General features: G+C 70.4%; 27 protein-coding genes. 9 read left to right on the top strand and 18 right to left on the bottom strand.

Annotation, left to right across the window (positions count from 1 at the left end; all coding sequences use genetic code 11):
* Positions 1-376: 376 nt before the first annotated feature.
* From ACWGIH_RS41095 to ACWGIH_RS41080, 4 genes are all read left to right on the top strand, one after another.
* Positions 377-1585 (top strand): S8 family peptidase, encoded by a 1209-nt coding sequence (locus ACWGIH_RS41095; RefSeq protein WP_453451608.1) that lies wholly within the window; start codon positions 377-379, stop codon positions 1583-1585.
* An 82-nt stretch (positions 1586-1667) separates the two neighbouring features.
* Positions 1668-2231 carry a DUF1697 domain-containing protein gene (locus ACWGIH_RS41090; RefSeq protein ID WP_453451609.1) on the top strand — a complete coding sequence of 188 codons (564 nt, stop codon included), beginning with the start codon at positions 1668-1670 and terminating at the stop codon, positions 2229-2231.
* The gene (locus ACWGIH_RS41085) at positions 2224-2607 is read left to right on the top strand and encodes a nuclear transport factor 2 family protein (RefSeq protein ID WP_453451610.1); all 384 of its coding nucleotides are present in this window, start codon (positions 2224-2226) and stop codon (positions 2605-2607) included. Before ACWGIH_RS41090 ends, ACWGIH_RS41085 begins: the two co-directional genes overlap by 8 nt.
* Positions 2608-2656: 49 nt before the next feature.
* Positions 2657-3673 carry a ketopantoate reductase family protein gene (locus tag ACWGIH_RS41080; RefSeq protein WP_453451611.1) on the top strand — a complete coding sequence of 339 codons (1017 nt, stop codon included), beginning with the start codon at positions 2657-2659 and terminating at the stop codon, positions 3671-3673.
* On the opposite strand, the gene ACWGIH_RS41075 is transcribed toward ACWGIH_RS41080, so the two are convergent.
* From ACWGIH_RS41075 to ACWGIH_RS41010, 14 genes are all read right to left on the bottom strand, one after another.
* Positions 3666-4175, bottom strand: coding sequence for a GNAT family N-acetyltransferase (locus ACWGIH_RS41075; RefSeq protein ID WP_453451612.1), 510 nt, complete (start codon positions 4173-4175; stop codon positions 3666-3668). The genes ACWGIH_RS41080 and ACWGIH_RS41075 overlap by 8 nt on opposite strands.
* 46 nt (positions 4176-4221) lie before the next feature.
* Positions 4222-5079 (bottom strand): SCO6745 family protein, encoded by an 858-nt coding sequence (locus ACWGIH_RS41070; RefSeq protein ID WP_453451613.1) that lies wholly within the window; start codon positions 5077-5079, stop codon positions 4222-4224.
* A gap of 11 nt (positions 5080-5090) precedes the next feature.
* Positions 5091-5852: a sirohydrochlorin chelatase gene (locus ACWGIH_RS41065; RefSeq protein ID WP_453451614.1), complete on the bottom strand. Its 762-nt coding sequence runs from the start codon at positions 5850-5852 to the stop codon at positions 5091-5093.
* Between the two features lie 9 nt (positions 5853-5861).
* On the bottom strand, positions 5862-6764 hold the full coding sequence (locus ACWGIH_RS41060; RefSeq protein WP_453451615.1) for an ABC transporter permease: 903 nt from the start codon (positions 6762-6764) through the stop codon (positions 5862-5864).
* A complete protein-coding gene (locus ACWGIH_RS41055; protein WP_453451616.1) occupies positions 6751-7542 on the bottom strand; it encodes an ABC transporter ATP-binding protein in 792 nt (263 codons plus the stop codon). The genes ACWGIH_RS41060 and ACWGIH_RS41055 overlap by 14 nt, the downstream gene beginning before the upstream one ends.
* A gap of 36 nt (positions 7543-7578) precedes the next feature.
* Positions 7579-8709 (bottom strand): ABC transporter substrate-binding protein, encoded by a 1131-nt coding sequence (locus ACWGIH_RS41050; protein WP_453451617.1) that lies wholly within the window; start codon positions 8707-8709, stop codon positions 7579-7581.
* Positions 8710-8939: 230 nt separating this feature from the next.
* Positions 8940-10313, bottom strand: coding sequence for a sulfate adenylyltransferase subunit 1 (locus tag ACWGIH_RS41045; RefSeq protein ID WP_453451618.1), 1374 nt, complete (start codon positions 10311-10313; stop codon positions 8940-8942).
* 2 nt (positions 10314-10315) lie between these two features.
* Positions 10316-11254, bottom strand: a complete 939-nt coding sequence (cysD, locus tag ACWGIH_RS41040) for a sulfate adenylyltransferase subunit CysD (protein WP_453451619.1) — start codon at positions 11252-11254, stop codon at positions 10316-10318.
* Positions 11251-11820, bottom strand: a complete 570-nt coding sequence (gene cysC / locus ACWGIH_RS41035) for an adenylyl-sulfate kinase (protein WP_453451620.1) — start codon at positions 11818-11820, stop codon at positions 11251-11253. Before cysC ends, cysD begins: the two co-directional genes overlap by 4 nt.
* Positions 11820-12533, bottom strand: coding sequence for a phosphoadenylyl-sulfate reductase (locus ACWGIH_RS41030; RefSeq protein WP_453451621.1), 714 nt, complete (start codon positions 12531-12533; stop codon positions 11820-11822). The genes cysC and ACWGIH_RS41030 overlap by 1 nt, the downstream gene beginning before the upstream one ends.
* Positions 12530-12709 (bottom strand): hypothetical protein, encoded by a 180-nt coding sequence (locus ACWGIH_RS41025; RefSeq protein WP_453451622.1) that lies wholly within the window; start codon positions 12707-12709, stop codon positions 12530-12532. The genes ACWGIH_RS41030 and ACWGIH_RS41025 overlap by 4 nt, the downstream gene beginning before the upstream one ends.
* Positions 12706-14403: a nitrite/sulfite reductase gene (locus ACWGIH_RS41020; protein WP_453451623.1), complete on the bottom strand. Its 1698-nt coding sequence runs from the start codon at positions 14401-14403 to the stop codon at positions 12706-12708. Before ACWGIH_RS41020 ends, ACWGIH_RS41025 begins: the two co-directional genes overlap by 4 nt.
* Positions 14404-14519: 116 nt before the next feature.
* Positions 14520-14603 carry a putative leader peptide gene (locus tag ACWGIH_RS41015; RefSeq protein ID WP_323178717.1) on the bottom strand — a complete coding sequence of 28 codons (84 nt, stop codon included), beginning with the start codon at positions 14601-14603 and terminating at the stop codon, positions 14520-14522.
* A gap of 145 nt (positions 14604-14748) precedes the next feature.
* Complete coding sequence (locus ACWGIH_RS41010; protein ID WP_453451624.1) at positions 14749-15312, bottom strand: GNAT family N-acetyltransferase; 564 nt, start codon at positions 15310-15312, stop codon at positions 14749-14751.
* A gap of 108 nt (positions 15313-15420) precedes the next feature.
* Between ACWGIH_RS41010 and ACWGIH_RS41005 the strand changes: the two genes are divergently transcribed.
* Positions 15421-16464, top strand: coding sequence for a M4 family metallopeptidase (locus ACWGIH_RS41005; RefSeq protein WP_453451625.1), 1044 nt, complete (start codon positions 15421-15423; stop codon positions 16462-16464).
* A gap of 105 nt (positions 16465-16569) precedes the next feature.
* Here ACWGIH_RS41005 and ACWGIH_RS41000 read toward each other — a convergent pair whose 3' ends face one another.
* Complete coding sequence (locus ACWGIH_RS41000; RefSeq protein WP_453451626.1) at positions 16570-17862, bottom strand: GAF domain-containing protein; 1293 nt, start codon at positions 17860-17862, stop codon at positions 16570-16572.
* A 250-nt stretch (positions 17863-18112) separates the two neighbouring features.
* A complete protein-coding gene (locus tag ACWGIH_RS40995; RefSeq protein ID WP_453451627.1) occupies positions 18113-19750 on the bottom strand; it encodes an acyl-CoA dehydrogenase family protein in 1638 nt (545 codons plus the stop codon).
* Positions 19751-19767: 17 nt separating this feature from the next.
* Between ACWGIH_RS40995 and ACWGIH_RS40990 the strand changes: the two genes are divergently transcribed.
* Entirely contained in the window at positions 19768-20910 is a 1143-nt protein-coding gene (locus ACWGIH_RS40990) for a YihY/virulence factor BrkB family protein (protein WP_453451628.1), read from the top strand.
* A 116-nt stretch (positions 20911-21026) separates the two neighbouring features.
* Here the strand turns inward: ACWGIH_RS40990 and ACWGIH_RS40985 are convergent, their stop codons facing one another.
* Positions 21027-21893: an NmrA family NAD(P)-binding protein gene (locus ACWGIH_RS40985; protein ID WP_453451629.1), complete on the bottom strand. Its 867-nt coding sequence runs from the start codon at positions 21891-21893 to the stop codon at positions 21027-21029.
* A gap of 80 nt (positions 21894-21973) precedes the next feature.
* On the opposite strand from ACWGIH_RS40985, the gene ACWGIH_RS40980 reads away from it, so the two are divergent.
* Positions 21974-22909: an AraC family transcriptional regulator gene (locus ACWGIH_RS40980; RefSeq protein WP_453451630.1), complete on the top strand. Its 936-nt coding sequence runs from the start codon at positions 21974-21976 to the stop codon at positions 22907-22909.
* Between the two features lie 24 nt (positions 22910-22933).
* Entirely contained in the window at positions 22934-23662 is a 729-nt protein-coding gene (locus ACWGIH_RS40975; protein WP_453451631.1) for a DUF6597 domain-containing transcriptional factor, read from the top strand.
* Here the strand turns inward: ACWGIH_RS40975 and ACWGIH_RS40970 are convergent.
* Positions 23634-24062, bottom strand: a complete 429-nt coding sequence (locus ACWGIH_RS40970) for a VOC family protein (RefSeq protein ID WP_453451632.1) — start codon at positions 24060-24062, stop codon at positions 23634-23636. The two genes, ACWGIH_RS40975 and ACWGIH_RS40970, sit on opposite strands and share 29 nt — an antisense overlap.
* Positions 24063-24204: 142 nt before the next feature.
* Between ACWGIH_RS40970 and ACWGIH_RS40965 the strand changes: the two genes are divergently transcribed.
* A complete protein-coding gene (locus tag ACWGIH_RS40965; RefSeq protein ID WP_453451650.1) occupies positions 24205-24864 on the top strand; it encodes a DUF4389 domain-containing protein in 660 nt (219 codons plus the stop codon).
* Positions 24865-24868: the final 4 nt, after the last annotated feature.

Genomic DNA, 24868 nt, shown 5'->3' with positions numbered 1-24868 from the left:
CGCCGACCTCCTAGATCTACACCAACCAGATCGACGGCAGCGTCCGATGTGTTTAAGAGACCTGGACCTGCATAAGACGCCGTCGGAGCAGGTAGTTCCCGAGACCCCGGCGCTCGAGGTGCGTCACAAGCCCCTTACATCTATGACGACTTGAAGAATCCGGTCACGCGGTGTCCGATCTGCCGACGGGGGCCCGTTTTGTTATTACAGAACCTTGTTGAACAAGTCACAGGTGCATGTAGGTATTGATCTGCGCGCGTCAATCAGACATGGTTTCGTCCCAACGCCCGGAGATCTTCCGGATCTCGGGGGCCGTTGCAGCGAAGTTTTGAAACCCCCCACATCCCCCCACATCACCACGAGGAGACCCCTCTTCATGGCAACTCACAAGCGTGTCCGCTCGGTGAAGCTCGTCGCGGCGATAGCCACGGCGGCCACCGCGGTCGGCGTCACCGTCTTCGCCACCTCGTTCGCCGGCGCGGCAACCCCCGCCGAGGGCAAGGTCTACGGAGCGAACGCCGAGGGCGCCGTCTCCGGCAGCTACATCGTCATGCTCGACGAGAAGGCCGACAAGGGCGCCAAGACCGACCTGGCCGAGGAGTACGGCGGCGAGCTCAAGCGGAACTACTCGTCCGCGATCAACGGCTTCTCGGCGAAGAGCCTCACCGAGACCGAGGCCAAGCGCCTGGCCGCGGACCCGGCCGTCGGCAAGGTCGTCCAGTCCAAGAAGTTCTCCATCGACGCCACCCAGGACAACCCGCCGTCGTGGGGCCTGGACCGCATCGACCAGGCGGACACCGCGGGCGACAAGAAGTTCACGTACCCGGACGCGGCCGGTGAGGGCGCCACGGCGTACGTCATCGACACCGGTGTCCGCGTCAGCCACAAGGACTTCGGCGGCCGCGCCACGTCCGGCTTCGACGCCATCGACAACGACGACAACGCGGACGACGGCAACGGCCACGGCACGCACGTCGCGGGCACCATCGCCGGTGACGCGCACGGCGTCGCCAAGAAGGCGAAGATCGTCGCGGTCCGCGTCCTGGACGACCAGGGCTCCGGCACCACCGAGCAGGTCGTCGCGGGCATCGACTGGGTCACCAAGAACCACAAGGGCCCGTCGGTCGCCAACATGAGCCTGGGCGGCGGCGCCGACGAGGCGCTCGACGCGGCGGTCCAGAAGGCGATCGCCTCCGGCGTCACCTTCGCGGTCGCGGCCGGCAACGAGTCCTCGGACGCCGGTCAGGGCTCCCCGTCCCGCGTGAAGGAGGCCATCACGGTCGCCTCCTCCACCAAGGACGACGAGCAGTCGGACTTCTCCAACTTCGGTTCGGTCGTGGACATCTACGCCCCGGGTTCGGACATCACGTCCGCCTGGAACACGGACGACGACGCCACCAACACGATCTCCGGCACGTCGATGGCGACCCCGCACGTCGTGGGCGCCGCCGCCGTCTACGTCGCGGCCCACCCGGACGCCAAGCCGGACGCCGTCGCCAAGGCGCTGACCGACGGCGCGACCGCCGACAAGATCTCGAACCCGAGCGAGGGCACGCCGAACAAGCTGCTCAAGGTCGTCGAGTAACACCCGGTCGGGCAACACCCATAGGACCGACGGCCGTCGCGCCCACCCCCACGGGGTGCGACGGCCGTCTTATGGTGTGCGGATGACGGTCAAGGCATACGCGGCGCTCCTGCGCGGCATCAACGTGGGCGGCAGCCGAAAGCTGCCGATGGCGGAGCTGCGCACGCTGCTCCCCGGTCTCGGATTCGGCGACGTACGCACCCATCTGCAGAGCGGCAACGCGGTCTTCACCTGCGCGGCCGACGACGAAGACGCCCTGGCGGCGCGGGTGAGCGAGGCCATCCAAGGGCACTTCGGCTTCGAGGTGAGCGTCCTGGTGCGCGACGGGGCCTACCTGAAGGCGGTCGCCGACGCCTGCCCCTTCCCCGCCGCCTCACTCGAAGGCAAGCAGCTGCACGTCACGTACTTCTCCGAGCCGGTCGACGCGACCCGGCTCGACTCGATCGACCGGGCGGCCTTCCTGCCCGAGGAGTTCCGGATCGGCGACCGCGCGCTCTACCTCTACGCGCCGGACGGCCTCGGCCGCTCCAAGCTCGGCGAGGTCCTGTCGCGGCCCGCCCTGTTCAAGGGCGTCATCGCCACCACCCGCAACTGGAACACCGTCACCAAGCTGGTGGAGCTGACCCGGGAGCTGGACCATGGCTGACCGGGTGCCCGCCGTCGACGCGGCCATCGAGGCCGAACTGCGCCTGCTCGCCCCCGAGGTGCGCGCGTCGCCCGAGCTGCTCGGGCAGCTGCTGCACCCGGAGTTCACCGAGTTCGGCACCTCCGGCACGCACTGGGACCGCGCGTCGATCATCAAGGCCCTGACCGAGAGCACGAACAGGACGGGACGCCCGATCATGACCTCCCGTATGCGCGGCACCCAGCTCGCCGACGACCTCGTGCACCTCACCTTCGACACCGACAGCAACGGCCGCCTGGCGCACCGCAGTTCGCTGTGGCGGCTGTACGAGGGCGAGTGGCTGCTCTGGTTCCACCAGGGAACGCCGTTTGACGAGGACGGGCCGCCCGCAGCCTGAGGCCGCCGGACGCCTGATCTTCACGGCCCGATGTGCGAGGCTCGGCTCCATGCGCTACATCATCATCGGAGCAGGGGCGATCGGCGGCACCGTGGGCGGACGCCTCGCCGAGAGCGGACACGACGTGGTCCTCGTCGCGCGAGGTGCGCACTACGAGGCGGTGCGGGAGAACGGCCTTCGGCTCAGGACGCCCGAAGGGGAGCTGACACACCGGCTTCCCGTCATCCAAGACCCCGCCGAACTGGGTGAGTTGCGGGCGGACGACGTGCTGTTCCTCGCCGTGAAGACACAGGACTGCGCGGCCGCGCTCGACACCTGGGGCGGCCGTCCGGTGGCGGGCGGCGGTACGGCGGGCGAGATCCTTCCGCTGGTCTGCGCGCAGAACGGCGTGGAGAGCGAGCGCATCGCGCTGCGCCGCTTCCGGCACGTGTACGGGATGTGCGTGTGGCTGCCCGCGACCCACGTCGAGCCGGGCTCGGTCTCGGCGGCGGGTGCCCCCTATACGGGCATACTGCACATCGGCCGCTACCCGCGGGGCACGGACGACACAGCCCGGCTCATCTCCGCCGACCTGGAGAAGTCGAAGCTGCTCTCGCCGGTCGTGGCGGATGTGATGCGCTGGAAGTACGGCAAGCTGCTCGCGAACCTGGCCAACGCCGTCGAGGCGGTCACCGGCGTGCTCTCCGACAACGAGGCCGTCGCGCTCTACCGCCGGGCCCGCGCGGAGGGCGAGGCGGTGCTCGCGGCCGCCGGCATCGAGGCGGTCGGCGAGCAGGAGCAGAAGGAGGCCCGCGGCGACCGCATCCGCTTCGAGCCGTTCGACGGATCGGAACGCGGCGGCGGTTCGTCCTGGCAGAGCCTGAGCCGGGGCACGGGCACCATCGAGGCGGACTACCTCAACGGCGAGATCGCCCTGCTCGGCCGTCTGCACGGAGTGCCGACGCCGGTGAACGACGCCCTGCAGGCGGTGGCGAACACCTTCGCGCGGGAGCGACGCGCGGCGGGGTCGATGCCGGTGGCCGAACTCCTGGGCCTGGTGGCTCGCGCGCAGGAGCGGGTCAGCTGAGCACCGAGGTCATCAGGAGCGTGGTGCGGCCGTTGTCCTCGGGGACCGAGCGGCCCTGGGTGAAACCGAGGCGCTTGAGGACGGTGAGCGAGGCGGTGTTCTCCGCGTCCACCGTCGCGTGCACCTCGGCCAGGGACAGCGTCTGGTGGCCGTACGCGGTGAGCAGGCGGGCGAGCTCCGTGCCGAGACCCTTGCCCCAGCTGCCCCGGAAGAGGCCGTAGACGATCTCGTGGCCGTCGAGCCAGCTCTCGGGCGACGGCTTTATCTCCGCGTGGCCGATGTAGTGCCCCTCGTGCCGCACGGCCCACACCGGGAACTGGTTCTCGGCGTACACGAGGCCGAATATCCGGCAGAACAGCGCATGGGTCTGCTCCACGCTCTGCATCCCGTCCCCGAACCAGCGGCCCACGGCCTCCTCCTGGAGGAGTGCGACGAACTGCTCCTCGTCGGCGGCGACATAGGGGGACAGAATCAGGCGCTCGGAACGGAGTACGGGGGTCATCGGCGTGACGGTAGGCGCACGAGCGGCACTTCAGCAACCCGATTGACTAATTCATGGGCCGCGGCAGCCCGATCGGATTGGGGAAGGGGATGACCTCCGTCGCCAGTATCTGCCGCACCGGCCGTTCCAGTGCCGCCAGGAGCGTGTCCGCGTCGCGTGCGGCCAACGGGCGCAGCAGCCGCGCCGACAGGCGATCCGTGGCGTCCTCGATCAACTCGCGCTCCGTGCGGCCGTGTTCGGTGATGCGCCCGTCACCGTCCACCAGGCCGCGTCCGCGCAGCCGGTCCACCGCCTGCTCCCACTCCTGCTCCTGCCACCCTCGGTCGTGCCGGATGGTGTCCTGGTCCACGCGGCCCGTGGCGGCGGCGAGCACCAGCGCCTCGCAGGCGTCGAGGCCATGGTCGGCGAGCGCGGCGACATGCGCGTCGCCCCGGAACTCACGTACACAAGTGACCAGTTGCCACAGCCGCTGCACCGGGTCGGTCCGCTCGCTCACGTCCCGGTTGGCGGTGAACAGCGGGCGGGCCAGCGACGGGGCGTCCTCGACCATCGCGGTGAGCGGCGGACAGAGCGCGAGGGCGTGGTCGTCGATGTCGGGGACCAGTGCGCGCAGGGCCCGCGCGGTGTAGGCGGCGCGCTCCTCCACGATCCGGCCGGGCGACACGTACTGCCAGGCGGACGGAAGGGCCCGCTCCACCATGCCCGGGGCGAAGACACCGAGCGCGGCCGTCGCCGGACCCGACTCGACCGGGCCCATGGGAGCAGTGCGGGCCGCGAAGTAGCCCATCCAGAAGCCCTTGAGGCCGAGCGCCCTGCCCAGGTCCCGGCAGTGCTCCTCGAAATAGATCACGGCGTGCAGGGGCTCGGTCCGCAGCCAGAGCGTGCGGGATCTGGAGAGGGTCATGAACCCACAAGCTAGGCCAGCACGGGAACCCGCGCCACCCGCCCGACCACACCGTTCTCGCCACATGCCTCGTCGTAACGCCGTACGAGCAGCCGCGCCAAACCCGCCGACGGGCCGAGGACTTGGGCCAGGACGTCGGCTTCGGCGGCGCCGCGCTCGATGCGGTCAGGCAGGAAACCGGGCGCGATGACATAGGGAGCCACCGCCACTCTGCGCACCCCGAGAGCGCGCAGCTCCCGCACGGCGTCCTCCGTGCGGGGCAGAGATGCGGAGGCGAACGCAGGCCGCACGGCGCACCAACCGGTGTGCCGCCACTCCCGCGCGATTTCAGCGATCACTGCGATCGCCTCCGGGTCCGATGACCCCGCCGAGGCCAGCACGACCCCGGTCGAGGACTTGTCGGCGGGGGTGAGCCCCGCCTCGTACAACCGCTGGTCCAGAGCGGTCAGGAGCAGGGGAGAGGGGCCGAGCACCGCCGCCTGCCGGATGCGGAGGCGGGACGGCGCCTGGGCCAGGACCGCCGGGATGTCCGACTTCGCGTGGAACGCCCGCGTCAGGAGCAGGGGGAGGGCGATCACGTCGCGTACTCCCTCGGCGTCCAGGGACTCCAGGACCTCGGGGACCGAGGGCGAGTTGAAGTCCAGGAAACCCGTCTCCACCCGCAGCCCCGGTCGCTGTTCCCGCACCCGGCGCATCAGGGCGCGCACCGTCGCGGCATGCCGCGGGTCGCGGCTGCCGTGGGCGACGACGAACAGGACGGGACGGGGGTACATGGTGTGGCCTCAGCTCTTCACGAGGAGTCCGCGGCTGCGCAGCACGCGCCGCTCAAGGGGGCTGAAGATCAGCAGGTCGATGGCGATGCCGACGATCAGGATGAGGAGGATCGCGAAGAACACCTGCGACATGCTGCTGTTCGTGCGGCCCGCCTCCAGGAGCTGGCCGAGCCCCATGCCCAGGTCGGGCGACTGCGCGATGATCTCCGCGGCCATGAGCGAGCGCCAGGAGAACGCCCAGCCCTGCTTCAGACCCGCCAGATAGCCGGGCAGCGCCGCCGGCATGACGATGTGCCAGGTGTGACGCAGACCCGTCGCGCCCAGCGTGCGGCCGGCCCGCAGGAACAGCGGCGGCACCTGGTCGACGCCGGCCACCAGGCCGTTGGCGATCGAGGGAACCGCGCCGAGCAGGATCACCGCGTACATCATCTGGTCGTTGAGACCCAGCCAGATCACGGCGGGCGGCACCCACGCCACCGACGGCAGCGACTGCAGGCCCGACAGGATGGGGCCGATCGCGGCCCTGATGAACCGCACCCGGGCCACGATCAGACCCAGCGGCGTACCGATCGCGAGGGCCATCAGGAAGCCGAGCAGACCGCGCGAGACGGACGTCCAGATGTACTCCAGGAGCGTGCCCTGCAGCCAGGCGTCCTCGACCTCGTCCCATACGACGGAGGGCGCGGGCAGCTTGTAGGAGTCGGTGACCTTCGCCCAGACCAGGACCTGCCACACCACGAGCACCAGCACGATGGCGGTCACCGGCGGCAGGATCTTCTGGACGAGGGTCTGACGGAAGGGCGTACGCCGGGTCTGGACCGCGTCCAGGGCGTCCAGGCCCGCCTCCAGACCTGCCAGGTCCTGGCTGCTGTCCCTCTCGGCCTTGTCGACCGGAGTGTCAGTGCTGGCCATGTCGGCGGATCTCCCCACGCAGTTGTTCGGTGATCTCGACGGACAGTTCCGCGACGGCGGAGTCCTCGATGCGGCGCGGGTGGGGGATGTCGACCCGCCACTCGTGCGCCACCCGGCCCGGACGCGACGAGAGGAGCACGACGCGCTCGGCGAGGCGCACGGCCTCGCGCACGTTGTGCGTGACGAAGAGGACGGAGACGTTCGTCTCGCGCCAGATGCGGGTCAGCTCGTCGTGCAGGACGTCACGCGTGATCGCGTCGAGCGCCGCGAACGGCTCGTCCATCAGCAGGATCTTGGCGTCCTGCGCGAGCGCGCGGGCGAGCGCCACCCGCTGGCGCATGCCGCCGGACAGCTCGTGCACCCGCTTGCCGTAGGCCCCCTGGAGCCGTACGAGACCCAGGAGCTCCTCGGCCCGCTCGCGCCGCTCCGTCTTCGCGACGCCGCGCAGCTTCAGGGCGAGCTCGATGTTCTTGCCCGCGGTCAGCCACGGGAACAGCGCGTGCTCCTGGAACATCAGGGCGGGGCGGCCGTCGGTGGCGATGTCGCCCGCCGACGGCTTGTCGAGCCCGGCCACCAGATTGAGCAGCGTCGACTTGCCGCAGCCCGAGGCTCCCAGGAGGGTGACGAACTCTCCCGGAGCGACATCGAGCGTGATGTCGTCCAGGACGAGCTGCTGCCCGGCGGGTGTGGCGAAGGACTTCGAGACATGCTCGATCCGGGCTGCGTGCGGGGCGGCCGCGATGTCGTCCGCCGCCTTGGCGAGGGTGGTCGTCGCCATGGTCGTCACCTCCTGGGAACTGGTCTGCGTCCGGGGTTACTTGACGCCGAGACCGGCGTCGTCGACAGCGGGCTTGCCCTCGGCCTCGAGCACCTTGTTCAGCGGCTTGAGGTCGTAGATGCCCTTGAGGTTGGGCTTGTCGAGCAGCCCCGCCTTGACCGCGTGCTCGGCCTCGGAGTCCAGCGTCGCGGCCAGCGGGTCGTCCGTGGTCTGGATGGACTTCCACGCCGGGTCGATGACCTCGGCGGGCAGCTCCTTGCCGGACGCCTCCTTGAGGGCGGCGTTCGCGGAGGCCTTCGCCTTCTCCGGGTTGTCCTTGATCCACTGGTTGGTCTTCACCGAACCGCGCAGGACGGCCTCGACGACCTTCGGGTGCTCCTTCAGGAATTCCTGCGACACGATGATGTTCGTGATCACGAACTTCTTGTCCGGCCACAGGTCGGCCTCGTCGAGGATCGCCTTGCCGCCCTCGGCGACCAGCTTCGACGCGGTCGGCTCGGGAACCCAGGCGCCGTCGATCGAGCCGGACTTGTAGGCGTCAGGGGTGATCTTGTTGTCGGTGCGGACCACCGAGACGTCGCCCTTGCCGCTCTCCGCGTCGACCTTCCAGCCCTTTTCCTTGATCCAGTTGAGGAAGGCCACGTCCTGGGTGTTGCCGAGCTGAGGCGTCGCGATCTTCTTGCCCTTGACGTCGTCCAGGGACTTGATCTTGTCCGGGTTGACCACCAGCTTCACGCCACCGGAGGCCGAGCCGCCGATGATGCGCAGGTTCTTGCCCTGGGACTTGGTGAAGCCGTTGATGGCGGGCGACGGGCCGATCCAGCCGATGTCGATCGACTTCGAGTTCAGCGCCTCGATCTCCGAGGGGCCCGCGTTGAACTGCGTGTACTTCGCCTTCGTCGCGCCGAGTTCCTTCTGGAACAGGCCTTCCTGGTCACCGACGAGAGCGGTGGCGTGCGTGAGGTTCGGGAAGTACCCGATCTTCACCTCGTCCAGGCCCTCGATCTTCTTCGCACCGGCAGCCACCTCGGCCTTGTCGTCCTCCTTGTCGGCGGAGGATCCGTAGCCGCAGGAGGTGAGCACCACGGCGAACAGCGGCAGGGCGGCCACGGCGGCCAGGGCGCGTCGGCGGCCGGTGGTGCGTGGAGTGCGGAAGCTGGCAGGCACGGGAGGTGGTCCTCTCGTCGGCCCGGTCCCTACGCCCTCAGGGCGTGGCCGGGAGATCGGCAGGTTTTCGTCTTCGCAGGTGGAACTCGCGGGGGGTGTGGGCGCGCAAGCGGTGCGCGTACGTCACTACGCACATCGCCCGACTCCGCCCTGCCCCGCGCCGAGGGCGCCGCTGCCGATGCGGCCGCCCTCCTTCGCGAAGGTCGAGAAATAGTCGATCGTGGCCATGGTCAGAAGTCCCAGCCCTCGTCGTCCGCGGCCTTCTTGGCCTCTTCGACCGTCTCGACGGTTTCGGCGAACGCGTCGCCCGCCATGCCCGCCGCGAGCGTCGTGCCGTCGGCCGGGTCGATCAGGAGGAACGAACCGGTGCGGCGCGAGGCGGCGTACGAGTCGACGGCGATCGGCTCGGCGGTGCGGACCACGACGCGGCCGATGTCGTTGGCGACCAGCTGCCCCGGCTCCGGGTGCTGGGAGAGGTCGTCCAGGGTGAGCCGCGAGGGGATCTCCTTGACGATCGCCTTGACCGTGCGGGTGGTGTGCTTGAGCAGCACCCGCTGGCCGACGGTCAGCGCGGTGTCCGCGACGTGGCAGACCGTCGCCGTGAGGTCCTGCGAGGTCCCCGGCTGGTCACTGCTCGGCACGATCAGGTCGCCGCGCGCGATGTCGATGTCGCTCTCCAGGAGCAGCGTCACGGACTGCGGCGTCCACGCCACGTCCACGGACTTGCCGAGGAGGTCGATGCCCGCGATCTTCGACGTCTTGCCCGAGGGCAGCACTGTCACGGACTCGCCGACCCGGAAGGTGCCCGCCGCGATCTGTCCCGCGTAGCCCCGGTAGTCGGGGTGCTCCGCGGTCTGCGGGCGGATCACGTACTGGACGGGCAGGCGCGCGTGGCAGGAGGTCAGGTCGTGGCTGACCGGGACCGTCTCCAGGTGCTCCAGGACGGTGGGCCCGCCGTACCAGTCCATGTTGGAGGACGGCTCCACCACGTTGTCGCCGGCGAGCGCCGAGATCGGGATCGCGGTGATCTCCGGGACGCCCAACTCGCTGGCGTACGCGGTGAATTCCTCGGCGATCCTCGCGAAGACGGTCTCCTGGTAGTCGACGAGGTCCATCTTGTTCACGGCGAGCACCACGTGCGGGACGCGCAGGAGCGCGGCGACGGCGGCGTGCCTGCGGGTCTGCTCGATGACGCCGTTGCGGGCGTCGACGAGCACCACGGCGAGGTCGGCCGTCGAGGCGCCGGTGACCATGTTGCGGGTGTACTGCACGTGGCCCGGGGTGTCGGCGAGGATGAACCGGCGCGCGGGGGTGGCGAAGTAGCGGTAGGCCACGTCGATGGTGATGCCCTGCTCGCGCTCGGCCCGCAGACCGTCGGTGAGCAGCGCCAGGTCGGGCGCCTCCTGGCCACGGCCGAGGGACACGCGCTCCACGGCCTCGAGCTGGTCGGTGAGGACCGACTTGGAGTCGTGCAACAGCCGTCCCACGAGGGTGGACTTGCCGTCGTCGACGGAGCCCGCGGTGGCGAACCGCAGCAGGGTGGTGGCCGACAGCTGCTCGGCGGAGAGCGGCTGCGCCTTGTCGGGTTCGGTGGTGCTGGTCATGTTTAGAAGTACCCCTCGCGCTTGCGGTCTTCCATCGCGGCCTCGGACATCTTGTCGTCGGCGCGGGTGGCGCCACGCTCGGTCAGCCGGGACGCGGCGATCTCGGTGATGACGGCGTCCAGCGTGGTGGCGTCGGAGTCGACGGCTCCGGTGCAGGACATGTCGCCGACGGTGCGGTAGCGCACAAGGCGCTTCTCGACCGTCTCGTCGTCCTTGGGGCCGCCCCAGTCGCCGGCGGTCAGCCACATGCCCGAGCGCCGGAACACGTCCCGCTCGTGCGCGAAGTAGATCTGCGGCAGCTCGATGCCCTCGCGGGCGATGTACTGCCACACGTCCAGCTCGGTCCAGTTGGACAGCGGGAACACGCGGACGTGCTCGCCGGGGGCGTGGCGGCCGTTGTAGAGCTGCCACAGCTCGGGGCGCTGGCGGCGCGGGTCCCACTGCGAGAACTCGTCCCGCAGCGAGAACACCCGCTCCTTGGCGCGGGCCTTCTCCTCGTCACGGCGTCCGCCGCCGAAGACCGCGTCGAACTTCTCGCTCTGGATCTTCTCCGTGAGCGGCACGGTCTGCAGCGGGTTGCGCGTCCCGTCGGGGCGCTCGCGCAGCTTGCCCGCGTCGATGTACTCCTGGACGGAGGCGACGTGCAGCCGGAGGCCGTGCTCCGCGACGACGCGGTCGCGGTACTCGAGCACCTCGGGGAAGTTGTGCCCGGTGTCCACGTGCAGCAGCGAGAAGGGGATCGCCGCGGGGGCGAACGCCTTCAGCGCCAGGTGCAGCATGACGATCGAGTCCTTGCCGCCGGAGAAGAGGATCACCGGCCGCTCGAACTCTCCTGCCACCTCGCGGAAGATGTGCACCGCCTCGGACTCCAGCGCGTCCAGGTGGGACAGGGCGTACGGGCTGTCCGTCCCCTCGGTCACGGTGGCCACGGTCGTGGTCATGCCAGACCCCTCTCGATGAGCAGCGCGCGCACGGCCGCCGCGGACTCCTGCACGGTCTGGTCCTGGGACTCGATGCGCAGATCGGGTGACTCGGGTGCCTCGTACGGGTCGTCGACCCCCGTGAGCCCGGAGATCTCGCCTGCCGCCTGCTTGGCGTACAGGCCCTTCACGTCGCGTACGGAGCAGACCTCCACCGGAGTGGCCACGTGCACCTCCAGGTAGGGCGTGCCGCCCGTCTGGTGACGCTTGCGCACCGCCTCGCGGCTGTCGGCGAAGGGCGCGATCACCGGCACCAGGACCTTCACGCCGTTACGGGCGAGCAGTTCGGCGACGAAGCCGATGCGCTGCACGTTCGTGTGCCGGTCCTCGCGGCTGAAGCCGAGGCCCGCCGAGAGGAACTCGCGGATCTCGTCGCCGTCGAGCACCTCGACCCGGTGGCCGTCCTCGCCCAGCTTGCCCGCGAGTTCGTAGGCGATGGTGGTCTTGCCCGCGCTGGGCAGGCCGGTGAGCCAGATGGTGGCTCCGGTGGTCACGTGCTTCTCCGATTCGTGTCGAGGCTCGGTCATCAGTGGATCCCGCACTCGGTCTTGGCGTTGCCCGACCAGCGTCCGGCGCGCGCGTCCTCGCCCTCCAGGAGGCGGCGGGTGCAGGGCGCGCAGCCCACGGAGCCGTAGCCGTCCATGAGGAGGGGGTTGGTGAGCACCCCGTGCTCGGCGACGTAGGCGTCCACGTCGTCCTGCGTCCAGCGGGCGATCGGGGAGACCTTGACCTTGCGGCGCTTCTCGTCCCAGCCCACGACCGGGGTGTCGGCCCGGGTGGGGGACTCGTCGCGGCGCAGGCCCGTGGCCCACGCGGCGTACGAGGTCAGGCCCTCCTCGAGGGGCTTGACCTTCCGCATGGCGCAGCACAGGTCGGGGTTGCGGTCGTGCAGCTTCGCGCCGAACTCGGCATCCTGCTCGGCGACGCTCTGCCGCGGCGTGAGCGTGATGACGTTGACGTCCATCACGGCGGCGACGGCGTCACGGGTGCCGATGGTCTCCGGGAAGTGGTAGCCGGTGTCGAGGAACACGACGTCCACACCGGGGCGGGCGCGCGAGGCGAGGTGGGCGACGACGGCGTCCTCCATCGAGGAGGTCACGCAGAAGCGCTCGCCGAAGGTGTCGACGGCCCACCGGAGGATCTCCAGGGCGGAAGCATCCTCCAGGTCGCGCCCGGCCTGCTCGGCGAGAGCCTTCAACTCCTCGTCGGTGCGCTGCTCATGATCCTGAACGGTCGTCATATCTCTTCCCCTCCACCGTTGTCGCGCTGAACTCCGCGGGCAAGCAGCCCGAGGAACTTCAACTGGAAGGCTCGATTGCACGCGGCGCATTCCCAGGCGCCGTGACCGGTCTCGTTGGGGCGCAGGTCCTCGTCGCCGCAGTAGGGGCAGTGGAAGGGGGCGGCACGCTCGCTCACTTCAGGGCCTCCTCGCTGGCGCGGGCGACCCAGGTGGCGAAGCGCTCGTCGTCCGCGCGCTCCTCCTGGAAGCGGGTGAGGACCCGCTCGACGTAGTCGGGCAGCTCGGCCGAAGTGACCTTCAGGCCACGGACCTTGCGGCCGAACCCGGCCTCCAGGCCGAGCGCGCCGCCCAGGTGCACCTGGAAGCCCTCGACCTGGTTGCCCTCGTCGTCCAGGACCAACTGCCCCTTCAGACCGATGTCGGCGACCTGGATGCGGGCGCAGGCGTTCGGGCAGCCGTTGATGTTGATGGTGATGGGCTGGTCGAACTCCGGGATCCGGCGCTCCAGTTCGTCGATGAGCTGGGCGCCGCGCGCCTTGGTCTCGACGATCGCCAGCTTGCAGAACTCGATGCCGGTGCAGGCCATGGTGCCGCGCCGGAAGGGGGAGGGGTTGACGCGCAGGTCGAGGGCTTCGAGCCCGGCGACGAGGGATTCGACCTGCGCCTCCTCCACGTCGAGCACGATCATCTTCTGCTCGGCGGTGGTGCGCAGCCGGCCCGAGCCGTGGGCGGCGGCCACATCGGCGATCTTCGTGAGCGTCGTGCCGTCCACGCGGCCCACGCGGGGGGCGAACCCGACGTAGAAGCGGCCGTCCTTCTGCTTGTGCACGCCGAGGTGGTCGCGCCAGGTGCCCGCGGGCTGCTCGGGGGCGGGCCCGTCGAGGAGACCGCGCTTGAGGTACTCGTCCTCCAGGACCTGCCGGAACTTCTCGGGCCCCCAGTCGGCGACGAGGAACTTCAACCGGGCGCGGTTGCGCAGCCGCCGGTAGCCGTAGTCACGGAAGATGCCGATGACGCCGGTCCACACCTCCGGCACCTCGTCGAGCGGCACCCAGGTACCGAGCCGCACACCCAGCTTGGGGTTCGTGGAGAGGCCGCCGCCGACCCAGAGGTCGAAGCCGGGCCCGTGCTCGGGGTGGTTCACCCCGACGAAGGCGACGTCGTTGATCTCGTGCGCGACGTCCAGCTGAGGAGAACCCGAGATGGCCGTCTTGAACTTACGGGGCAGGTTCGAGAACTCCGGGCTGCCGATGAAGCGGCGCTGGATCTCGTCGATGGCGGGGGAGCCGTCGATGATCTCGTTCTCGGCGACACCGGCGACGGGCGAACCGAGGATGACGCGGGGCGTGTCACCGCAGGCCTCGGTGGTGGAGAGCCCCACTGCCTCGAGCCGCTCCCAGATGGCGGGAACGTCCTCGATACGGATCCAGTGGTACTGCACGTTCTGCCGGTCGGTGAGGTCGGCGGTCCCGCGCGCGAACTCCTGCGAGATCTCGCCGATGACCCGCAGCTGCTCGGTGGTCAGCCGCCCGCCGTCGATCCGGACGCGCAGCATGAAGTACTCGTCGTCCAGCTCCTCCGGCTCCAGGATCGCGGTCTTGCCGCCGTCGATGCCCTGCCGGCGCTGGGTGTAGAGCCCCCACCAGCGCATACGTCCACGAAGATCGTTCGGGTCGATGGAATCGAACCCACGCTTGGAGTAGATCGTCTCAATGCGTGTCCGCACATTGAGACCGTCGTCGTCCTTCTTGAACTGTTCGTTGCCGTTGAGCGGCGTGAAGTGGCCCACGGCCCACTGGCCCTCACCACGGTGACGGCTCGCCTTGCGCCGGGGCGCGGCAGTCGTGGGCTTTTCGGGGGTGGCAGCCATGGCTATACGTCCTTCAAGGCGGGCTGAGGGCGGGGCTGACCTGCACACTTCGCGCAGGAGGCGCGGCGGTGCGCAAGGGAGTGGTCAGGAAAAGAGAGGCGGCGGTGCTGGTGCTGTCAGCTCGCCGGACACATGGCGCTGGACATGCGGCAGAGATCGACGTGACGCCGACTCACCAAGGCAATTCCAGTGCGATCCATGACGGAAGCGTGTCACGGGACTTTCGACCCAGTCCACCACTGTCCGAAGTATGGACGTTGTGGTCCCACTGAGTGAGACGGAGTGATGTGGGTCACTTTGGCCCTGCCGCTTCCCGCCCTCCCCTGCCGTCCTCTGGTCCTGCTTTCACGCCCCCGGCCAAGGCCCCGGCGTAGCCACGTCCGCCTCCTGTTCCACCTTCGTGTCGAACAGCTTGAAGCCGCGTCGCAGGTAGTTGTCCATCGCGTGCTCGCCGTCCTTGGAGCACGTGTGCAGCCATACCCGCTTGGTCGGGGTGAGGTCCGGCCAGCGGTCCGCGAGGTCCCAGGCGCGCCGCACCCCGTACGAGAGCAGATGGCCGCCGATGCGCCGGCCCCGGAAGGCCGGAATGAGCCCGAAGTACACGATCTCGACGACGCCCTCTTCCTGCGCCGCCAGTTCCACGTACCCGGCCGGTGTCCCCTTCTCGTACGCCACCCACGTCTCGACGCCCGGCTTCCCGAGCTCCTCCTGCCACTGGGCGTAGGAGAGGGAGAGGCGGTCCGTCCAGCGGATGTCGCCGCCGACGGAGGCGTAGAGGAAACGGCTGAACTCGGGGGAGGGGATCTCGGCCCTGACGATCCGCAGCTCGTCGCCTTCGGGTGCGGCGGCGGGGAGCAGATCGGTGGGAGCGGTCTGCTCCAGGGACCAAGTGGTGACAGTGAGGCTCATGCGGGTCAGCGAATCACGTGCCACGCACCCTGGCCAAAGGTGCCCGGGATGCGGGAAGATCCCGCAGCGCCCGCCACCCCCCGCATTCTTCAACCTGGAGGATGTCCCATGGCCCGCCGCACACCCCGCGGCCTGCTCGCCGCGGCCACCATCACCGTGGCCCTCGCGACGCTCGCCGCGCCCGCTTCGGCCTCCGCCGACCCGCAGGCCCGTGTCTTCATGGTCAACCCCGTCCAGTCGTCGGGGGACCAGACCCTCGCCGACGCCAAGGATTCCGCCACCTCGGTTCCCGCGTCCGCCTACGCCACCGCCGCGCTGCGCAATCTCGACTCCAGCGGTGGGCTCTCCGGCAAGTGGGCGTACATCAGATCCGACACCGGCGCCTCGGCCAAGGTCGCGGACGCGGGCGGATATGCCCGCGACGACGACCAGTTCGAGCAGGTCATGGCGTACTTCTGGGCCAACGAGTCACAGGAGTATCTGCAGAGCCTCGGCTTCGGGACCGAACTGCCGGGGGCGAACGACCGGGCACAGCCCGTTCGCATCAATCAGTGGGGCGCGGACAACTCGTTCTTCACCGACAAGAAGGCCGAGATCCGGTTCGGCAAGGGGGGCGTCGACGACGCCGAGGATGCCGAGGTCGTCGTCCACGAGTACGGGCACGCCGTGCACCACGCCCAGGTGCCCGGCTTCGGCACATCGGTGGAGGCGGGCTCGATCGGGGAGGCCTGGGGCGACTACCTGGCGGTGTCGGTCGGCGCGTACGCGGATGCCAAGTACGGCTGGCCCGCCAGGGCCGACTTCGCCTGCGTCGCCGACTGGGACGCCGTCTCGTACTCGGACGCCGTCTCGTACTCGGACGCCCCGCACTGTCTGCGCCGGGTCGACAGCGACAAGACGTACGCCGACAAGGTGGGGGAGGTGCACGCGGACGGCGAGATCTGGTCCCGTGCGCTCTTCGACATCCGTGGCGCGCTCGGCGCCCGTACCGCCGACCGGATCATCGTCAACGCCCAGTTCGGCTTCGCGCCCGACACCAGCTTCGAGGACGCGGCCCTGACGACGATCGCGACCGCCCAGAAGATGTACGGCAAGAGCGCGGCGGACGCCGTGCGCAAGGCGTTCGCGGCGCGGGAGATACCCGGCGTGTGAGCGGTCCCGTGCGTCCCGTCGGCGGGTGGTCAATCAGGCCGCCCGGCGGCGGGCGGGGAGAGGAGAGGGAGGAGAGGGGGGAGGGAAGAGGAGGGGCAGCGGCATTCAAGGCTCCGGTACTCGCCGTGCCTCCCGCACCGCCGGTGCCGTCGAGTGCGGCAGCAGGTTCGCCGGGTGCTCGGGGAGGATCACGTCCACGTCCACGTCCTCGGGGAAGCGGTAGGGGCGATGGGCCAGGAGTCCGCCCAGGTAACGCCGGACCCGGGAGATCTCGGCACGGACCGTGACCGTGCGCGCCGGGTCGCCGAACATGTCCTCGGCGAGGCCCGAGGCGCTGCGGCCCTTGCGGTGGCTGCTCAGGAGGAAGAGCAACTCGGCGTGCCGCGGGCTCAGTTCACGCGTCCAGCCGCCCGCTCGGCCGCCCTCGACGGTGACCGTCCAGCGGCGCGGCCCGCTCACGTCCAGGATGACGCGCGTCGTGGCCGGCGGCTGCGGGTCCTCCTCGACGCGCAGCAGCCAGCCGCCCGGCAGCGGCTCCACCGCGCAGGTGCCGAGCGAGGGCAGCCATATCTGGCCCGCGGTCATGGCCTTGGGCAGGGAGAGCCGGTCCGTGGGCGGCATTCCCGTGACCGCCGCCGTCCACCCGTGGCGGTCCACCGCGACGGCGCGCCCGTCGAGGCGGGCGAGGACCGGCGCCGCCACCGAGCGCAGCCGGTCGAGCGCCGCCCAGTGGATCTCCCGCAACCGTGCCTCGGCGAGCTTGGCCACCGAGTCGACCAGGGCGAGCGTCGCCGGATGCATCGTGTTCAGCGGACCGCTGATGTCGACCACGCCGAGGAGGCGGCCGTCACGGGGATCGGTGATGGGCGCCCCCGTGCACGTCCACGCGTGATGCGTCTCCACGAAGTGCTCGGCGGAGAACACCTGCACGGGACGGCGGACGACGAGCGGTGTCCCGACGCCGTTGGTGCCGACGACGCCCTCGTTCCAGTCGGCGCCCAGCTCGAACCCGAGCGAGTCCGCCTTGCGCAGCACCGGGGAGCTGCCCTCGCGCCACAGCACCCGGCCGTCCGCGTCACAGACGACCATGATGTGGTGCGCCGCGTCCGCCACCGTGACCAGCGCCTCCCGCAGCACCGGCATGATCTCCGTCAGCGGCGACGCCCGCCTGCGTTCCTCGAGCTCCTCGACGCTGAGCAGCCGGGCGCGGAAGTCACGGTCGGGGTCGACCCCGCCGAGCTTCATCCGCTCCCAGGACTCCTCGATCACGGGACGCGGCAGCATGCGCGGCCGCTGCCCCGCGAGCGACGCCTGACGGACACCGGCGAGCAGTCGTGCGGCCTGGGCGCAGTCCATGGTGGAGATCCTCGCGAGGTCGATCGTCGAAGTGGCGTTCATGACCGGTCCTTCCCGAGCAGAGCCAGTGCGTCGGGGGCATCCGCTCATCGTGCCCTCTCGGCGTCCGCAAGGGTATTGGTTCAGTAATGAACTGTTGCTTTGCAACCGTCTGCAACTCTCGCGAACGGCCGTACGGAGATCGAAGCTGATGTCCGACGCCGTTCGCGCGGCGTCGACGCTCCTCAACGGGGCTTGGGAGCGGGGGTGGTGCCGTGTCGGCGCAGCACCACCCCCGCGACTCTCCGCTCGCCTAGGCGTCGCGCGGAGCCGCCCGTTCCACCACGGCGGCCAGATCGAGGGTGTGCGGCAGCGTCCCGAACGCCGAGCCCCAGTCCCCGCCGAGCCGCGAGGCACAGAACGCGTCGGCCACCTCCGGGGGCGCGTACCGCACGAGCAGCGAACCCTGGAGCACCAGAGCCATCCGCTCCACGAGGCGGCGCGCCCGCGCCTCGACGCCGTCCAGGTCGGCCAGTTCGGTGAGCAGCCCCTTGATCGCGCCGTCCAGGCGGTGGTCGGCGCCGCGTGCGCCGCCGACCTCCTGGAGGAAGGCGTTCAGGGCCTGCGGCTCCCGCTGCAACGCACGCAGCACGTCAAGCGCCTGTACGTTCCCCGAGCCCTCCCAGATGGAGTTGAGCGGCGACTCGCGGAGCAGCCGCGGCATCCCCGACTCCTCGACGTAGCCGTTGCCGCCGAGCACCTCCAGGGCCTCCACCACGAGCGGCGTGCAGCGCTTGGTCACCCAGTACTTCGCGGCCGGCACCGCGATGCGCAGGAACGCGCGCTCCTGCTCGCTCCCGTCGTCGTACGCGGCCGCGAGGCGCAGCGCGAGGGTCGTGGCGGCCTCCGACTCCAGGGCGAGATCCGCCAGTACGTTGCGCATGAGCGGCTTGTCGATGAGCTTGCCGCCGAACGCCTCGCGGTACGTGGCGTGGTGCACGGCCTGCGCGACGGCCTGCCGCATGAGCGCCGCCGAGCCGATGACGCAGTCGAGCCGCGTGGCCGCCACCATCTCGATGATGGTGCGCACCCCGCGCCCCTCGTCCCCGACCCGGCGCGCCCATGTCCCGTCGAACTCGACCTCGCTCGACGCGTTCGACTTGTTGCCCAGTTTGTCCTTCAGGCGCTGGATGGCGAAGGCGTTCCTCGTGCCGTCCTCGAGGACCCGCGGCACGAGGAAGCACGTGAGTCCCGCGTCGGTCTGACCGAGCACGAGGAAACCGTCGGACATGGGGGCGGAACAGAACCACTTGTGCCCCGTGAGCTCATAGGCGCCCTCTTCCGCGAGGGCACGCGCACGCGTCGTGTTCGCGCGTACGTCGCTGCCGCCCTGCTTCTCCGTCATGCCCATCCCGAAGAGCGCTCCGGCCTTCCGCGAGGCGGGCCGCAGACCTTCGTCGTAGACGAGAGAGGTGAGCCGGGGCTCCCACACGGCGGCGAGCGCGGGGTCGGCCCGCAGCGCGGGAACGGCCGCGTGCGTCATCGAGACCGGGCAGCCGTGCCCCGCCTCGACCTGCGACCACACCATGAACCCGGCGGCGCGCCGCAGATGCCCGCCCGGACGCGACCAGGCGGTGGTCAGACCCGATGAGACCGCCTTGCCGAGGAGTCGGTGCCAGGACGGGTGGAAGGCCACCTCGTCGATGCGATTCCCATAGCGGTCATGGGTGTGCAGAACGGGCGGATTCTCGTTGGCGAGGAACCCCCATTCGCGCGCCTGCTCCGAGCCCGCGGTCCGCCCCAGCTCGGAGAGTTGCTCGCGGGCGGTGTCGAGGAGCGCGGGGTCGAGATGCCGTTCGACCCCCTCCGAGAGCGCGCGGTCAGACGTAAAGACGTCATATCCCACCAGGGGCGGAGCCTGGTTGGTCACTGTGTGGGTGGTGGCTGCCATGCCGCTACGGTAAGGAGGTGCACCAGGCAAATGAAACACCCGGGAGGCCGTCGGGCCGCTGGAACCGGGCCCGCGCTCTCTACAGCAACGTCTCCAAGCGCAGGACTGCCTGGCTGCTGCTCAAGGACACGGTCAACTCATGCGTGGAGTACCGCATCCTGGGCCTTGCCGCGGAGGCGGCGTTCTTCACGCTGCTCTCGGTGCCGCCGCTGCTCCTGAGCCTGATCGGGCTGCTCGCGTACGTGGACCGGTGGACCGGTGCGAACACGATCGCCAGCGTCGAGAACAACATCCTGGAGGCGTCCCGCACGGTCCTCTCCGACAAGGGCGTCAGCCAGATCGCGCAGCCGATACTGGAGGACGTCATGCGGGTCGGCAGGCCCGACGTCATCTCGATCGGCTTCGTGTTCGCCCTGTGGTCGGGCTCGCGCGCCGTGAACGTCTTCATCGACACGATCACGGTGATGTACGGCCTGGACGGCGCCCGCGGCATCGTCAAGACCCGCCTCCTGGCGTTCGGTCTGTTCATCGTGGCGCTGCTGATCGGTTCGGTGGCGCTGCCGCTGATGGTGGCGGGCCCGGACGCGGTGGTGAAGCTGGTGCCCGGCTCCACGACGGTGGTGCAGATCCTGTACTGGCCGGTGGTGACGCTGCTCTCGGTGGTGTTCCTGACGACGCTGTACCACGTGTCGGTGCCGGTGCGCTCGCCCTGGGTGGAGGACATGCCGGGTGCGCTGATCGCCCTGGGGATGTGGGTCCTCGGCAGCTTCCTGCTCCGGATCTACCTGACGAGCACGGTCGAAGGCCCCACGATCTACGGCTCGTTGGCGGCGCCGGTGGCCGTGCTCCTGTGGATCGGTGTGTCGGCGTTCGCGGTCCTCGTGGGGGCGGCGGTGAACGCCGCGATCGACCGGGTGTGGCCCTCCGTCGCCACGGCGGCCGCCCGAGCGGCCAACGACCGGATCCGGGAGGCGCGTGCGGTGGAGATGGTGGCGCGTGCGGCTGCCGCGCGGGAGGCCTCGCAGGACCCGGACGACCCCGACATGCCATCGGAGTTCCCGGAGCGGTGGTCCCGCTTCCTGCCCCCGGACGACGTCTCCTCACGACTGCGGACGCATGTGAAGAAGCCCGGGGGGAACGGGGAGAAGCCGCCGGAGTAGGGCGGGCCCCAGACCCGCTTCTCAATGGCCGGAGGGGCTGATTTCTCAGCCCCTCCGGCGATTGAGGAGGACCCTCGCGCCGAGCGAGTTTTCGGGAAGGGGCGGGGTGGGGGAAATTAGCCCTTCCAGACGCCCGCCTCCGCCTGCTCCCGGGCGAACTCGGCGAAGTCACGCGGCGCCCGCCCCAGTACCTCCCGCACCCCCTCGGAGAGATACGCGTTGCGGCCGTCCAGGTTCGTCTCGAAGAGCTCGATCAGGAACTCGACCTCCTCCGCGGGCGCCCCGTACTCGGCGAGAGCACCCCCGTACTCCCTCGCCGAGACGGGGACATACCGAATCTCCCGCCCCGCAGCCGCCGACACCTCGGCCACGGCGTCACGGAACGAAAGAAGCCGCGGCCCCGAGATCTCCACCACCCGTCCCGCGTAACCCGATCCGGGGCGGAGCACCGCCACCACCACATCGGCGATGTCCCGCGCGTCGATGAACGGTTCGAGCACCTCATCGGCCGGGAACACCAGCTCACCGGCGCGCATCCCGTCGAGCAGCGGCCCCTCGCTGAGGTTCTGGGCGAACCAACTCGCCCGTACGACCGTCCACTCGGCCCCGGAGTCCCGCACCGCCCGCTCGGCCGGCTCCGCCTGGTCCTCGCCCCGCGCGGACAGCAGCACGAGCCGCCGCACACCGAGCGCCACCGCCTGCCGGGCCAGCGCGCCCACCGTCTCGCCAGCGCCGGGCGCGCCGACGTCCGGCATATAGGCGAGGTAGGCGGCGTCCGCGCCCCGCAGCGCGTCCTCCCACGTCGAGGGGTCGTACCAGTCGAACCGCACGGCTCCCGACCGCGAAGCGGCCCGCACCGTGTGGCCCGCGGCCCGCGCGGCCTCCGCGACCCGGCGCCCTGTCCTGCCGGTGGCTCCCGTGACCAGCACGGTCATCGGCTGGGTGTGCTGCGTGTGCTGCGTGTTCACTGCGCTCTCTGTCATGACTCCAGTGAACTGGCCCGCGCCACAAGGAACCATCCGCCAGGGACTCGCCCCCATACGCGTACGTCTACGCTTCCCGCATGGACGTACTCGCAGGCTTGCTGGAAGGCCCCCGTGCGCGAGGAGCCTTCATGATCCGCGCGTGCTTCGACCCGCCCTGGTCCGTCCGTATCGCGGACGAGGCACCCCTGTCAGTCATGATCATGGTGCGGGGCACCGCCTGGATCGTGCCCGATGACGGCGAACCCCAGCTGATCCGGCCCGGTGACGTCGCCGTCGCCCGTGGGCCCGACCACTACACCGTCGCCGACGAGCGGGCGGCGCCACCCCAGGTGGAGATCCGGCCCGGCGAACACTGCGTGCCCCTCGGCGACACACCCGCCGACCAGTACCGGGACCTCGGGCGGCGCACCTGGGGCCAGTCGCTCGACGGCACCTCCGAGATGCTGATCGGCACCTACCAGGCGCGCGGCGAGATCACCGGGCGGCTCCTCGACGCGCTGCCCCCGCTCCTCGTCCTGCCCACCGAGGTGTGGGACTGCCCGCTCACCCCGCTGCTCGCCGACGAGATCACCAAGGACGAGCCCGGGCAGGACGTCGTGCTCGACCGGCTGCTCGACCTGTTGATGATCGCCTCGCTGCGGGCCTGGTTCTCCAGGCCGGAGGCGGAGGCCCCCGCCTGGTACCGGGCGATGAGTGACCCGGTCGTCGGGCAGGCGATCCGGCTGCTCCAGGACGACCCCGCGCACCCGTGGACGATCGCCGGGCTCGCCGCCAAGGCGGGCGTCTCGCGGGCCGCGCTCGCCCGGCGGTTCACCGAACTCGTGGGCGAGCCGCCGATGGCGTACCTGACGGGCTGGCGGCTCGCGCTCGCCGCCGACCTGCTGCGGGACGGCGAGCAGACGATCGCCGCGATCGCCCGCCGCGTCGGGTATGGCAGCGCGTTCGCGCTGTCCAGCGCCTTCAAGCGGGTGTACGGGGTCAGCCCGCAGGAGCATCGCACACGCGCCGCGTAGCCTCGGGCGGCGTAGCCTGGGAGCGTGTCGTTCGCGCCTGTCCAGTACGCGGAGAGGCCGTCCCGGGTCACCGGCGCGGTCCTGTGGACCCGTGCCGGGGGCGTCGAGACCGGTCCCGTGTACCCCGTCCTGCCCGACGGCTGCATGGACCTGCTGTGGACCGGCGGCAGGCTCCTGGTCGCGGGCCCCGACACCCGTGCGTACCGCCCCGAGTCGAACGGCGCCGCACGGTACGTGGGCATCCGCTTCTACCCCGGCACCGCCCCCGCCTTCCTCGGCGTGCCCGCACACGAACTGCGTGACCGGCGCGTCGACCTCGCCGACCTGTGGCCTTCCGCCGAGGCGCGCCGGCTGACCGAGCGGATGGACGCGGCCCTCGATCCCGCCGCCGTCCTGGAGTCCGCCGCCCTGGCGCGGGCGGACGTCGTGGGACCGCCGGACCCGCTGCTCACGCACATCGTCACGGCCCTGGACGCGGGGCGGTCCATCGCGTCCACCGCCGAGGAAGTGGGCATCAACGCCCGTCTCCTGCACCGGCGTTCACTCGCCGCGTTCGGCTACGGCCCCAAGACGCTGGCCCGGGTCCTGCGGCTGCAGCGCGCGCTCGCCCTGGCCAGGGGAGGCCTGGCGTACGCGGAGACCGCGGCCGTCGCGGGCTTCGCCGACCAGGCCCATCTGGCGCGTGACGTCAAGGAGTTGGCGGGCGTACCGCTGAGCGAGCTGCTCAGCCCGCGGTCGGCCCGGGCGGCGTAGGCAGCGGCGCGAACAGGTCGACGCCGTTCCCGTCCGGGTCGAGGACGGACGCGTACCGCTGACCCCAGAAGGCGTCCCACGGCTTGAGCTCACCGCGGTACCCGGCGTTCATCAGCTCCGCGTACGCCGCGTCGACACCCTCGGGGGTCTCGCAGTGGAACGCGAGCCCGATGCGGCCCGAACTCTGCGGCGGCTCCCAGTTCTCGGTGAAGGAACGGATGGTCTCCTCCGTGTCGAACGCGAGGCGCAGACCGCCGGGGAGCGCCGCCTCGACGTGCGGCTGCTCCTCGGAACCCGCGGGAAACTCCAGGCCGAGGCGGCGGTAGAAGGCGAGTGTGGCGGCCATGTCGGCGACGACGATGCCGATCAGGTCGAAGCGGGGTGTGATGTTCGTGTTCATGCTTCGCAGCCTAGGCAGCCTCCCTCGGCCCGTCTTGAAGAAAACGGACGACGCGCCACTCCTTGCCGCCGCCCGCGCACGGCCGTACATGTGGGCAGGAGCGCAAACACGGCGACAAGGGGAGCTGACCGCGATGTCCGCCATGTCCGCCACGCCCACGGTGACCGCGCCGAGCAAGCACCGGGCCGGTCCCGTCCGCCTGGAATCGCAGTACGACCCGCTGCTGTCCCGCTGGCTCTGGCTGGTGAAGTGGCTGCTCGTCGTCCCGCACTACATCGTCCTTGCCTTCCTGTGGGTCGGTCTGCTGCTCGTCACCTTCGTCGCGTTCTTCGCCGTCCTGTTCACCGGCTCCTATCCACGAGCGCTGTTCGGCTTCACCGTCGGTGTGCTGCGCTGGACCTGGCGCGTCGAGTACTACGCGTACGGGTCACTCGGCACCGACCGCTATCCGCCCTTCACGCTGCGCGAGGTCGACGACTACCCGGCCCACCTGGACGTCGCCTACCCCGAGCACCTCTCCAGGGGACTCGTCCTGGTCAAGAGCTGGCTCCTCGTCCTGCCGCAGCTCCTGGTGGTCGGCCTGTTCACGGGCGGCCTGCGCCTCAACGTCGGCCTCGCCGGTCTCATGGCCTTCTACGCGGGCGTGACCCTGCTCTTCACGGGCGGCTACCCCCGCGGCATGCACGACCTCAACATCGGCCTGCACCGCTGGGTGGCGCGCGTCGTGGCCTACGGCCTGCTGCTCACGGACGCCTACCCGCCCTACCGGCTCGACCAGGGGGATCGGGAACCCCTCGGCTGACCGC

This window comes from Streptomyces sp. NPDC054872, assembly GCF_053610705.1.
The sequence above is the reverse complement of the archived record's forward strand: the minus strand, read 5'-3'. Positions and strand labels throughout refer to the sequence as shown.